We start from the raw sequence: 12,860 nt of genomic DNA on the forward strand, positions 1-12,860 counted from the left end.
ATATTACTTTAATTTTTACTGTCTTTTCTTTTTATAAAGGTAATAGGCAAGTAATCCTATTAAGAGATAAGGTAAGGCTGCCCCTATACTGGCTATCATATTATAGAAGCTATTTGTCATTCTATGCAGGGCATTTTGCAGTGCTTTAAAAATTCCCCAGTCAGTTGGCAGGTTTTTAACTTCTTCAAATTCTACTTCAATGGTACTTAAATCAACCTGATTATCAAGGTATTTCATCCGTCCTTTTAGTCTTTCTATTTCTATGCGGACCCGGTTCAGTTCTTTCTCAATATTGAGTATTTCTTCCACAGTACTGGCTTTATCCAGTAATTGCTGATATCTTTTCTGCTGGGCCAGATAATTTTCCAGTCTGATATCTATGTCGATATATTCCTCGGTAACATCATTAGTGGAAATAGATTGGTAGCTAACACTGGCAAAATCTTCGCTGCTTAATTTCTCTAAGGTTGGATTAAAATTATCAGCAGGAACCCGCAGCTGGTACCAGCTAAAACGCCTGTCATTTGCATCTGTCCATTCCCTGGAGTCAGCTATATAAGTGTTATATTGCCTACTTAATTCGACAATATACTGGTGGGCCACTTGAATATCATCTATTTCAAGGTTTAGTCTGGCGGTTTTTATTATTTTACGCTGTTCAGTGCTAATTTCATTATCAGGGGCAGCTGCCAGGTTTTTATCCATTTTTATTTCCTGGGTAGCTATTTCCGGTGAGGATTGCCTGTAAATACCACCGTATCCATTACTATCTGAAGGATTAAAATAGTTCTGCTGATCGATATTATTACCCGGGTTATTCAGGACAAAAGTCAGGGCAATAACAGCAATGATAGCAATAGCGCTCACCAGCCCGGCCGGGACTCTAAGGGGAGTGAAAAAGTATTTTTTTAATCTATTAACTATACTGTCCTGTTTATTCTCTTTTTTATCTTTTTTATTGATTTTATTCATAATAGAAAGCAGGAGGTCTTCAGGTGGGGCGATATTTTTTAAGTTTGTCAGTTGATTGTAGTTTTCCTGATATTCGGCTAGCTCTGCCCTGCATTCTTCACATTCTTCAAGGTGTTTTTCTATGATTGTATATTCCTCTTTGTTTAGACTGTTATCAATATATAGGGGCAGTAATTCCTTTATTTTTTCATGTCTCATATCTCTTTCCTCCTTCTTGATATTTTTGATAGCTCATCTCTAAGCTTACGGCGAGCTCTGGATAATCTTGATTTGACTGTACCTGCTGGAAGACCAAGGATCTTAGAGATTTCATCATAAGTAAATCCCTGAATATCCCTGAGAACTAAAGACTCTCTGTATTCAATACTAAGCTTGCTTAAGGCTATTTCTATATCCCTAAACTGTTCATTTTGTATTGATCTTTCTTCAGGTTGATAGTTACTATTATTATCACTTACCCGTTCTGTTTCCTTTCTTTCTTCAGCAATACTATCAAGACTACTATGTTTCAACTCTTTCTGACGTTTCCTTAATTCATCCCGGCAGTGATTGCCGGCAATACTAAATAACCAGGTAGAAAAACTTGACTGTCCTTTAAATTTTTCTAAGTTTTGATATACCTTAATAAATATCTCCTGGGTAATATCGCTGGCGTCATCTAGATTGCTTAACATTCTTAGTACAGTATTATATACTTTTTTTTGATAACGGAGCACAAGTTCCTCAAAGGCACTTTCATCATTATTTCTGAATTTCTTGATAAGTTCTTTATCTGATATCTCCACTACCTTCACTCCTTTCTATTTATTTAGACGAAATTAATTTGTTTTTGTTCCAGAAAGCAAGCAAATAATATGTATTTCTATAATATATTATATCTTTTGATTTAGTATTTTACAATTGTAGGAAGTATTTTTATTGCGTATGGGATGGTTTACCACAAAGTTGCACTGACCCAGCACTCCCAGTATCACACATTAAGGTTGCAGTATCAGGCCATTGAGGTCAAGCTCGTGCTTCCCGAGAATTTCACCTGGGAGTAATTATACTGGGTAAAAGTTAAGTCCTTTCTCAGATGTTGTTTTATTGTAATATTTTATGATAAAATGAAAGTAATAAAATATAATTATAAAGTCCTGAATAAGTCAAATAAGTTAAAGAGAAAGGATGTGTCTATTAATGAAGATTGAAGTAAATATATTGCCTGATGGAGGATTGGATTTAGCTGAAGGATTTATGGGAGAAGAGGGGGGCAAAATATTATGCTAAAGGCAGTAATTTTTGATTTTGATGGTACTCTTTTTGATACCAATGATATGATTATAGAAAGCTTTACCTATGCTATTAAAAAAGTATTGGGTTATAATATATTACCAACTGAGATTTATAATGTCTGGGGACGACCTTTAAAAGAACAGATGGAGAGATTTGGAAGAAATAATTGTCAGGAGCTTGTTAACACATATCGTCATTATTATTATCAGATTAGTGATAAATTAAAGGTATTTCCTACTGGCTTAGAAACAATAGACTACTTGAAGGATCAGGGTTATTATGTTGCTATACTAACTAATAAAGGTAGGGGTGGTTTGATAAATGGGCTAGAAATGTTTAACTTAACAGACAAAATTGATATCTATTTAAGCAAAGATGACCTTAATAAACCCAAGCCTGATATAGAAGGGTTCAAAATAATCATGGATAGTTTAAAACTTAGACCAGAAGAGGTGTTAATGGTTGGTGATAGTCCATCAGATATTATTGGTGGAAAAAATGCTGGTATCAAGACAGTTCTGGTTTCTTATACCTGTTTTAAATTAAAAGAAGTGATGAAATTAAATCCAGATTATTTTATTGACCAGCTTAATGACTTAATTGATATAGTTGAATCAGACCAGAAACATTGCTTTTCATTGTGAATAATATCTTGATTTAAAGTTTCAATATGAATCTTTTGTTTCTTTATTAATAAGGAAACGGAAATTTCAGTTAAAATGGCTATAGTTTGCGTTAAAGCAGATTGTGGTCATTTATTTTTTGATATTGAGAAGATTAAAGGGTTTTATTAAAATTTTTTAATCTTTTTTTAATTTTAATCTAATTTTTTTAATGTAAAATATATATAATGTTATTAATTTTGTAGATTAGGATGTTTTTATAGTGTATGTTCGAAAAGCCGTTGTGATACAAGTCACTGATATTTTTTGAAAAAGACCCTTATAATAAAAAATAAATGCTATGTTTGATTGATAACAGTATAATATAAGTATAGAAATTATTATAGTGTAATACTAAAGATGAATTTAATTTGAAAATATGAAAATTTGTTTTTGGGGAAATAGAGTATAAGTGGAGAAAGGGGAGGTGATAGAGGTGAGGATTTTAATAGTTGAGGATGAATATCATTTGGTGGAAGTTTTACAGAAGGGTTTAAAAGAAGATGGTTATGCAGTTGATATAGCAAATGATGGGCAAGAAGCAATAGATTTAGCCACTGTAGTACATTATAATTTAATTATTTTAGATTTAATGATTCCTATCAAAAGTGGGATAGAAGTATTAAGAGAATTAAGAGAGGAAGGTAATAAAATTCCTGTTATAATTCTTACAGCTAAAGATTCATTAGAAGATAAGGTGTTAGGTTTGGATATAGGTGCAGATGATTATTTAACCAAACCTTTTGCTTTTGCTGAATTAAGAGCTAGAATTAGAGCTTTACTTAGAAGAAAGCTAGGAGAAAGTAATAATGTCTTAAAAGCAGATAATTTAGTATTAGATACTATTAGCCATAAAGTAAGTAGGGCAGGGAAAGATATTGACTTAACTGTTAAAGAGTATGCCGTTTTAGAATATTTAGTTAGAAATCGTGGACAAGTTCTTAGTAGAACCCAGATAGAAGAACATGTTTGGGATTACAGGTATGGTAATAATTCTAATATTGTGGATGTGTATATTCGTTATTTACGAAAAAAAATTGATCAAGGTTTTGATGAAAAGTTAATAGAGACTGTTAGGGGACGGGGCTATAGATTGAGAGTGGTGGAGTAATGATTAATAGACTAAAGAATTTTTTTTCAAGAATTAAGGTCAGGCTTACTTTCTGGTATATTATTATCTTAGCTTTAGTTTTAATAATATTCAGTGGAGCACTTCATTTGAGTATGAAAAATTATATTATTGATAGAGTAAGAAATCAACTACAGATCCAGGCAGAGATGGTTTTAGAAGAAGCTAAAGAAGAGGAAGAAGAAGATTATGATGAAATATTCTCAGATGAACTAGAAGAAGAATTAGAGGAGATGGTTTATAAAGATATTATTAGGGCTTTTTATAATCAAGCTGGAGAGCTGGTTTTAGGGGAAAATATTGAAAATGTAACTCCAAAAATAATTAATCCTTCTCAATCTAAATTTTTAATTAGAGGGAATGGTGATGATTTTGTAGTAGTAACTGTAGAAACTAAAGATAAACAAGGAAATATAGGGTATTTGAGATTAGCAAGTTCCTTAGCTGATGAAGTAGCCACATTAAATAGGTTGATAACTATATTGATATTCGGGATACCATTAACTTTACTATTGGCTAGTGGTGGTGGTTATTTCTTAGCCTATAAAGCCTTAAAGCCTATTGATCAGATTAGTAGGACTGCCCAAGCCATAAGTCATAGTAATCTTTCAAAAAGAATAATAGCCGAGAATGATAATGATGAAATAGGGCGCTTAACAGCTATTTTAAATGATTTATTAGATCGTCTGGAAGAGGCTTTTAGTAGAGAGAAGAGGTTTACCAGTGATGCTTCCCATGAATTACGAACCCCGATTGCTATAATTAGGGCACATAGTGAAGAAAATTTGAAAGAAGGGCGCTCTCTTAAAGAATGCCAACATGCCTTAGAGATTATTCAAAAGCAGACTGACTATATGAGTCACTTAGTAGGACAGTTATTATTGTTAGCTCGCAGTGATACCAAGGAATTATCTATTGAAAATGAGAATTTAGACCTGACAGAACTACTTGAAATAGTGGTTGAAGAAATGCAAGAGTTAGCACTTAGAAAAGGTATAAATTTAGCAATGAATATTGAACAGGGCCTTGCAATATATGGTGACCAGAGTATGTTAACTCAGCTCTTAATAAATTTTTTAGATAATGCTATTAAATATACACCTGGCGGAGGAAAGATATATATTAGTGCTAAAGTTCAAAATAATCAGATTAAGATTGTGATTAAAGATACTGGTATTGGTATTTCTAAAGAAGACCAGGCTTATATCTTTGATAGATTTTATCGGGCAGATAAGTCTCGTTCTAGAGCTAGCGGTGGTAGTGGACTGGGTTTGTCAATTTGTCAATGGATTGTTAAAATTCATCATGGTAGTATTAAAATTGAAAGTGAAGTTAATCAGGGAAGTACATTTACTATTTTTCTTCCACAAAGTAAATAAGTGAGTTGAGTATACCCTGCTTTATTTACAGTCAGTATATCCAGATTATGAAGATTTGAGGTGATCAAATTGGCTAGAATTATTCCAATATATTTTTTCGGTTTAGTTATAAATTCAATGATTTTTTTGATTTATTCAATTGTTTATATAATTCAGGATTATGGTGGGATAAATATTGATTTTAAAAAGGGAGTTAAATTTATATTGTTAAGTTGGTTAGTTTATCCTTTATTATTTTACTCTATTTATAAAATAATTTGTTATGATAATAAAAATATATTTCATTAGACAATTTAAAACAAGAATTAGAGGAAAGTTATTTTATTATAGAGACATTTAAATTGTCTCTGTTTTTTTTATTGTTTAAATCTAATAGCATAAACTAGAAAAAGTTGTTATTTTTGCAGGGTTATTACATAGGATTGTAGAATATATAAAAGAAGTGTAGCTAATAACATGGAGATATTCTTAGAATAAATTTATAGGATTGTTGCTACATAATAGTAAAATGTTGTAATAAATTAATTGTATATACATAAATCATGTGGGGGATATGATTTTTTATGAAGTATTTTGATACTACTAACCAGGATTGGTTTAATTATGTATCACAATCTGGCATGTCTAATGGTCTCATTCAATTTGTTTTAAAGACAGCCGGGAAGATAGATTACGCTTTGTTGAAAAAAGCTGTCTATCTTTCTTTTTATGCAGAACCAGTACTGGGATGCCGTTTTATGGAAAAAAACCAGCTTCCATTATGGAAGACTATTGATGAATTTGAAGTATGTAAGTTGATAATTACAGACAATGTTCAAAGGGCAGTTGATAATTTTCTTGCTGAAATTATTTTTTCACCTGAGGTACCTCAGGTCAAAACCTGTCTAATTCGTGGAAAACATGCAGATACCATTTGTATTAAGATAAATCATTCAGCCTGTGATGGGTCAGGGGCAAAATATTACCTTAATTTACTGACAAAAATATATACAGAACTAAAAAGGGATGAAGATTATATACCTGAACAGAGGATATATGATAGAAGTACAAAGAGACTTTATGAAGCTTTAGAAATTGATAATAAAGAAAGATTTTTTCAACCTGAAGTGGTAAATCTTACATCTACATGGAGTTTTCCAGCGGAAAATATTTCTGATCAGTCTGATGTATTTGTATATGATAATAGGAGACTGGCAGGAGGGGAATTAAGAAACCTGTATTACTACTCTAGAAAATATAATGTGACTATAAATAACATTATTTTAGCTGCATATTTTATATCTTTACTGGAATTCATTGATACTGATGATAAGTTTAAGGAGATACAATTTATGGTAGACCTAAGGCGGTATTTACCAGAGGTGTCGAGAGACATGATAAATAACTTTTCTGCAATAGTAAATGTTAATTTACCAGTGAATGCAAATAAAGGCTTTCTTGAAATGCTAAAAAACACTAATTCTGCTATGAAAGATCTTATGTCCCGAAAACCTGATATTCACGGAGCTATAGGTAGTGATTTGATGATGGAAGAAGGCTTTAACATTGTAAAAAATTTTATAAATGAGGATTGGAATACTATAAAGAAGACTGGTAAATGTACACCAATGATTTCTAATCTAGGTATTTTGAGTTCTAAGTTATTATATTTTGGGAACATAGCTATAGACGACATATATTTAATAACACCAGCTTTTCATTCGCCTGCCTTTATGCTGGGAATAGGTACATATAATGACTGTTTAACTTTATCAGCAAGTTATTATAAGGGTGGTATTTCAGAAGAAAAGGTCAAGCTATTATTGGATAGCGTTATTACAATTTTAAAATCTTTAAAAAGTGATTAGAACTAAAGGCCCTTACAAGAAAGTAAAAGCCCAAATAAATTCTTAAAAGATTTCATTTGAGCTTGAAAATATGATTAATTTAAGGAGAAACATGAATGAAAATAGATAAATTGACTAATATATTTTTTTCAGCTACTGGAACAACAAAAAAAATAATTAAATCTATATCTAAAGGATTAAATATCAAAGAAATTCGGGAAATAGATTTAACAAAATCAAATAATCGTGAAAGATTTAATCTGGAGTTTCAAAAAAATGAATTATTAATTATTGGAATACCAGTATATGCTGGAAGGGTTCCTGATTTTTTGATTTCAATATTAAAAAAATTAAAAGGAAATCAACCAGTTATATTAGTGTCTGTATATGGTAATATAGATGAAGGGTTAGCTCTTGAGCAGTTAAAAGATTTATTAGGAAAAAGAGGTTTTAAAATAATTGGTGCAGCCTCATTTATAGGTGAACATTCTTACTCATGTAAAGAATTTAGAATAGCTCATGGGAGACCTGATAAGCAGGATCTTAATCAAGCTAAAAAATTCGGGGAAAAAATATTAAGTAAATTTATTAAAAATAGTAACATTAAAGATATTCCAGAAATAAAATTAGATATCGATAAAAGTTTATTTTCTCATTTGTTATCTATAATTTTACCTATAATTTCTTTACCTCAATATGGATCTAAAAAGTTTATAAAAAAACCATATTTAAATACAAATAGATGTAATCATTGTCAAATTTGTGTTGAACTATGTCCTATGAAAGCTATAGATAAGAAAACATTGAAAATAGATGATAGTAAATGTATACGTTGTATGTCATGTGTAAAAAATTGTCCACAGGAAGCAAGAAAAATAGAATATAAAATACCATTTTTAGTAAAAAAGTTCTTTGAATTAAATAAAAGTAATGAACGTAAAACCCCTAATATTTATCTTTGAAATATTCGAGATGACTTATATTTATTCCTTGCTATTGATAGAAAATAGTCCTTTGATAACATGTATATAGTTCTATTGGCTTATAGAAAAGTGTTAAGGGGGGGAATTAACATATGTTAAATTTTAAAACATTAGAAGACACAAGCATTGAAATTTTACATGATGTTTTTGTAAAGGCATTTTCAGATTATCAGGTAGAAATTAATTTGCCTCTATGGAAGTTTAATAATATGCTACAAAGGAGAGGCTACTCTGCTCAAATTTCTGTAGGAGCGTTTAAAGGTACTGAACTAATAGGGTTTATTCTCAACGGAATTCGTAATTGGAAAGGTAAAACTACTGTATATGATTGTGGAACAGGAGTAATACCCGAATATCGAAAACAAGGTATTACAAGTAATATGTTTAACAAGGTTTTAAGCCTTCTTCATAATAATAATATTGAGCATTATTTACTTGAAGTAATTCAATCTAATAAACCGGCAGTTAATCTTTATAAGAAGCAGGGTTTTTTAATCACCAGGACTTTTTCATGTTTTCGACGCGAGAAGAATTTTATTAAAGATGTACCGATTTCTTCTGTAAAATATGAATCATATAATATTGATCAAATAAATTGGAAGTTATTTAAATCATTCTGGGATTTTAAACCGTCATGGCAAAATTCGATTGAGTCAATTATAGCAGTTTCTAATTCATTTGAGGTAATTATTGCACAAATTGCTGAAGATACTGTTGGATATGGGATAATTGATACAATCACAGGGGATATCCCTCAGTTATCAGTTCATATGGATTATTGTCGCCAAGGAATTGCTTATAATATTTTAAAAAGATTAATACAGTACACAGAATCACAAAATATAAATTTTATTAATATTGATAATAAATGCCTTAGTATCTTTAAATTTCTTCAAAACTTAAGGTTTGAAAATTTTATAGACCAGTATGAAATGATATTGAATATTTAAAAACAGAGAAGCAAGGGCTGCTTTTGCTTCAGATATGTTATCTATCTGCTTTATCAGAGTTGTACCCAAATTTACTATGAAATGAGGAGAAATATTATGTTTCAATCATTAAAAAAATTATTTGTGGCATTTTTTATATTCATATTAATTTTAGTTAATAGTGCTACCGGGCAATGCACTCAGAATGAAATGCATACCGGTGGCAGCGTGGTAAGTACCGATGAATTAGGTAATGCAAAAATTTCCGAATCACAGTCAATATTATTAAATCCAATTGAAGTCAAGCGTGATGACGGCTCAATTGTTCAATACTATCTTCATTTAAAAAACCCTAAGAGTCATACAAGGACACTCCTTGTTATTCTACAAGGATCAGATTGTAATAGTATTAGAAAAATCAAAGCAATCCCCAGGCTAAGGAAGGTGTATCTCGATGCCGACTTATTGACAGTTGAGAAATACGGAATCACCGAGGCTCTCAGTTATAGTGATGAAGTGGAACGAAAAGATTGTCCTGAGGTTTATCTTTTGCATGATCATCCGGAACAGCGTGCATCTGATCTCGATAAAGTAATTTGCACATTGCGTAAAAATTATCATTACTCAAAAATAATTGTCATGGGTGGTAGTGAAGGAGCGATAGTAGCAAATATTATTACTGCACAAGCAGATTATATCGATGCTACAGTGGTATTTGGCAGTGGTGGAAGGTTTTTTCTTGATGATCTTTTGTATAGTATGAAATTTAGTGGATTAAGCAAAGAAGAATTAAATAGAAACATTGAAGGGTTTAAACAGTTTGCAGAACATATTCTGTCACATGAACCCTTTGAACTTTCCATGAGCAATCATGGTTATTTGTGGTGGCGAAAAATGCTGTCACTTGATCAAGAAGAGTTGCTTGCTAAGATTGAAACACCAGTATTAATTCTTCAAGGTGAAGAAGATCAATCAGTATCGCCAACAAAAGCAACTGAGATGGTAAAATCTCTCCAGGCAAAAGGCAAGACTAATATCGATTACTATTTATATCCCGCTTATAATCATTCTTTAAATTTATCATCTGATGATAACTCATTTGAAAGGGTAATCGAAGATATAAAGAATTGGCTTAGTAATAAGGTGTTATAATGATATTGTTAATATAGCAGGAAAAGTATTGACATGGAGGGATCAGTTTGAAAATAAGGGAATTTTCTCGAAAAACAGGTTTAACTACATATACACTAAGGTATTATGAAAAAATAGGCTTATTACAACCAGAAAGAGATAATGCTAATCATAGAGATTATAATGAAAATGACCTGGATTGGATAGACTTGCTACAAAAATTGAAGAGTACTGGTATGCCCTTAAAAGATATCAAAGAGTTTTCTAACTTAGTTTTAACTGGAGATAATACTATTCCGCAAAGGATAAAAATTTTGGAGAAGCATCAAGAAAAGGTAATAGAACAATTAACTGAATTTAATGACTGTCTTGATAAAGTTAATTTTAAGATTAAATATTATAGGGGAGTGTTGAAAAGTAATATCAGGGAAGCGTAGCATAAAACCCTTGACTTAGAGTAAACTCTAAGAAATTCATAAGCTCTAATCAAACCCTCTTGCACAAGTTCGTCATGGAGCACAGACCTTTTAGATTGTGCAAAAATGTTCGCTTCCAGAAAAAATTGCAGTGCTATTGAACACAATTTAAATATTTTTGAAAGTGCTGAAGCTATAATTGATATATGTGAATCTAATAATTTAGCAAGTATCAATAGAAGTCCTTTGGCTATGGGACTATTATCTAGTAAATTTAATATAAATACAAAACTCCCCCAAAATGACGTAAGGGGTGCTGGTCATGAATGGGTACAGTATTTTGAAGATGGCAAGCCTAAACAGGAGTTCTTGGATAAATTGTCTTCAGCAAGGGAGATATTAACAAGTGGTGGCCGTAGTCTTGTACAGGGTGCTTTGGCCTATATCTGGGCAGTAGGTGATAACACTATTCCTATTCCCGGGTTTAGAAATGTAAAGCAGGCTGAAGAAAATGCACGAGCTATGGAATTTGGTCCATTATCTAAAGAACAAATTAATGAGATAGATTACATATTGGGACGAAAATAACTTGCGAAAAAACCTCTGGATATAAACCAGAGGTTTTTCTTGATGAAAACCTGGAGAATGCAGTCCAGAACAGATTAAGGAATGCCACGGTTAGCGGTTAAGGTGATTTCAAAAAATTATTTACGGAATCTTTGCTGAATACTAAAGAAAAGCCATGATGATTGTAATTTCATCATGGCTTTTCTATTTCCCTGGGGCTAAGGTTTTTTATTTCTTGGAGTAATTGCAACTACGTTTAGTTTCTTTCCTAAATTTTTTGTGTAAGTCTTTTTTCTTTTCTTAAGTTTTTAATCCATATTAAAAAGTTAAAGGGTTTTATTAAAATTTTTTAATCTCTTTTTAATTTTGGTCTAATTTTTTTAATGTAAAATATATATGATGTTGTTAATTTTGTGAATTAGGAAATTTTATAATAAAAGAATAAACGGCATGCACAGGATTTGATTGATTCACGGCATAAATAAATAGATTTAGCAGTGTATGTTCGGAAAGATATATAATTTCAGGTAGTATATATTGAATATTTTACAGTAAGGAGCGATATTATGAAGGATTATCAAGTAAAATTATCAGTAGTTGCACCAGTCTATAATGAATATGGTAATTTAAGACCATTAACTGAAAAGATTATAGAAGCAATAAGTAATGAGTTTGAATCCTTTCAAATTATATATATTGATGATGGGAGTGTTGATGGGAGTAGTGAGTTGCTTGACCAGCTAGCTGAAGAATATGAAGAGCTTAAAGTATATCACTTTACTGAGAATAATGGTCAAACCGCAGCTTTTGCAGCAGCTTTTAAAAAGGCTGAGGGAAGGTTGGTGGCTACATTAGATGCTGATTTACAAGTTGATCCAGCAGATATTATGAAGTTGTTAACTAAGATTAAAGAATATGATCTAGTCTGTGGAGTAAGGGTAGACCGAGAAGATACAATTATTAAGAAAATATCATCTAAGATCGCGAATGGATTTAGAAATTACTTGACTGGTGAAGAAATTATTGATACAGGATGTCCTTTGAAATTATTTAGGAGTGAAGTGGTTAAGGATTATAATTTATTTGAGGGAATGCATCGTTTTTTCCCCACTTTAGCTAAGATGAAAGGCTATAGTGTTGTAGAAGTCCCAGTTAAGCATTACCCTAGACATGAGGGTGAATCCAAATATGGTATTAGCAATCGTCTTTGGGTTGGTTTAAAGGATACTTTAGCTGTAAGATGGATGAAAAAAAGGCAGATAAGTTATCAGATTAAAGGAGAAGATAATTAATGCTGTGGATAGTTATAGGGTTAATTGGACAAGTAATTTTCTCTTTAAGGTTTATTATTCAGTGGTTAGCATCAGAGAAAGCTAAAAAAAGTATTGTTCCTGATGTTTTCTGGTATTTAAGCATTGCAGGTAGTCTTACATTATTAACTTATGCTATCCATCAAAAAGACCCAGTTTTTATCTTAGGACAGGCTGCAGGTTCATTTATCTATTTAAGGAATTTAGTCTTAATCAAGAAAAATAATGAAAGAGAGGGGGCTAAATATTAAAAGCACAAAAATTTCTAAAAAGAAAATGAT

General features: G+C 31.3%; 13 protein-coding genes. 11 read left to right on the top strand and 2 right to left on the bottom strand.

The window, feature by feature from the left end:
* Positions 1–15: 15 nt before the first annotated feature.
* Positions 16–1,170 (bottom strand): DUF4349 domain-containing protein, encoded by a 1,155-nt coding sequence (locus GM661_RS06920; protein ID WP_230869359.1) that lies wholly within the window; start codon positions 1,168–1,170, stop codon positions 16–18.
* Complete coding sequence (locus GM661_RS06925; RefSeq protein WP_230869360.1) at positions 1,167–1,757, bottom strand: RNA polymerase sigma factor; 591 nt, start codon at positions 1,755–1,757, stop codon at positions 1,167–1,169. The genes GM661_RS06920 and GM661_RS06925 overlap by 4 nt, the downstream gene beginning before the upstream one ends.
* A 477-nt stretch (positions 1,758–2,234) precedes the next feature.
* Here GM661_RS06925 and GM661_RS06930 point away from each other — a divergent pair, with 477 nt between their 5' ends.
* From GM661_RS06930 to GM661_RS06980, 11 genes are all read left to right on the top strand, one after another.
* Positions 2,235–2,891 carry an HAD family hydrolase gene (locus GM661_RS06930; RefSeq protein ID WP_230869361.1) on the top strand — a complete coding sequence of 219 codons (657 nt, stop codon included), beginning with the start codon at positions 2,235–2,237 and terminating at the stop codon, positions 2,889–2,891.
* Between the two features lie 454 nt (positions 2,892–3,345).
* A complete protein-coding gene (locus tag GM661_RS06935) occupies positions 3,346–4,020 on the top strand; it encodes a response regulator (protein WP_230869362.1) in 675 nt (224 codons plus the stop codon).
* Positions 4,020–5,417, top strand: coding sequence for a sensor histidine kinase (locus tag GM661_RS06940; protein WP_230869363.1), 1,398 nt, complete (start codon positions 4,020–4,022; stop codon positions 5,415–5,417). The genes GM661_RS06935 and GM661_RS06940 overlap by 1 nt, the downstream gene beginning before the upstream one ends.
* A gap of 563 nt (positions 5,418–5,980) precedes the next feature.
* The gene (locus GM661_RS06945) at positions 5,981–7,264 is read left to right on the top strand and encodes a condensation domain-containing protein (protein WP_230869364.1); all 1,284 of its coding nucleotides are present in this window, start codon (positions 5,981–5,983) and stop codon (positions 7,262–7,264) included.
* Positions 7,265–7,359: 95 nt separating this feature from the next.
* A complete protein-coding gene (locus GM661_RS06950; RefSeq protein WP_125989501.1) occupies positions 7,360–8,205 on the top strand; it encodes an EFR1 family ferrodoxin in 846 nt (281 codons plus the stop codon).
* A gap of 113 nt (positions 8,206–8,318) precedes the next feature.
* Complete coding sequence (locus tag GM661_RS06955; RefSeq protein ID WP_230869365.1) at positions 8,319–9,176, top strand: GNAT family N-acetyltransferase; 858 nt, start codon at positions 8,319–8,321, stop codon at positions 9,174–9,176.
* 96 nt (positions 9,177–9,272) lie between these two features.
* Positions 9,273–10,307 (top strand): alpha/beta hydrolase family protein, encoded by a 1,035-nt coding sequence (locus tag GM661_RS06960; protein ID WP_230869366.1) that lies wholly within the window; start codon positions 9,273–9,275, stop codon positions 10,305–10,307.
* Positions 10,308–10,354: 47 nt separating this feature from the next.
* A complete protein-coding gene (locus tag GM661_RS06965) occupies positions 10,355–10,723 on the top strand; it encodes a MerR family transcriptional regulator (RefSeq protein WP_205739157.1) in 369 nt (122 codons plus the stop codon).
* A 105-nt stretch (positions 10,724–10,828) separates the two neighbouring features.
* A complete protein-coding gene (locus GM661_RS06970) occupies positions 10,829–11,290 on the top strand; it encodes an aldo/keto reductase (protein WP_125989509.1) in 462 nt (153 codons plus the stop codon).
* A 545-nt stretch (positions 11,291–11,835) separates the two neighbouring features.
* Positions 11,836–12,561: a glycosyltransferase family 2 protein gene (locus GM661_RS06975; protein WP_125989511.1), complete on the top strand. Its 726-nt coding sequence runs from the start codon at positions 11,836–11,838 to the stop codon at positions 12,559–12,561.
* Positions 12,561–12,830 carry a lipid-A-disaccharide synthase N-terminal domain-containing protein gene (locus tag GM661_RS06980; RefSeq protein WP_230869367.1) on the top strand — a complete coding sequence of 90 codons (270 nt, stop codon included), beginning with the start codon at positions 12,561–12,563 and terminating at the stop codon, positions 12,828–12,830. The genes GM661_RS06975 and GM661_RS06980 overlap by 1 nt, the downstream gene beginning before the upstream one ends.
* The last annotated feature ends 30 nt before the right edge of the window (positions 12,831–12,860 follow it).

Source organism: Iocasia fonsfrigidae (assembly GCF_017751145.1).
GTDB lineage: Bacteria > Bacillota > Halanaerobiia > Halanaerobiales > DTU029 > Iocasia > Iocasia fonsfrigidae.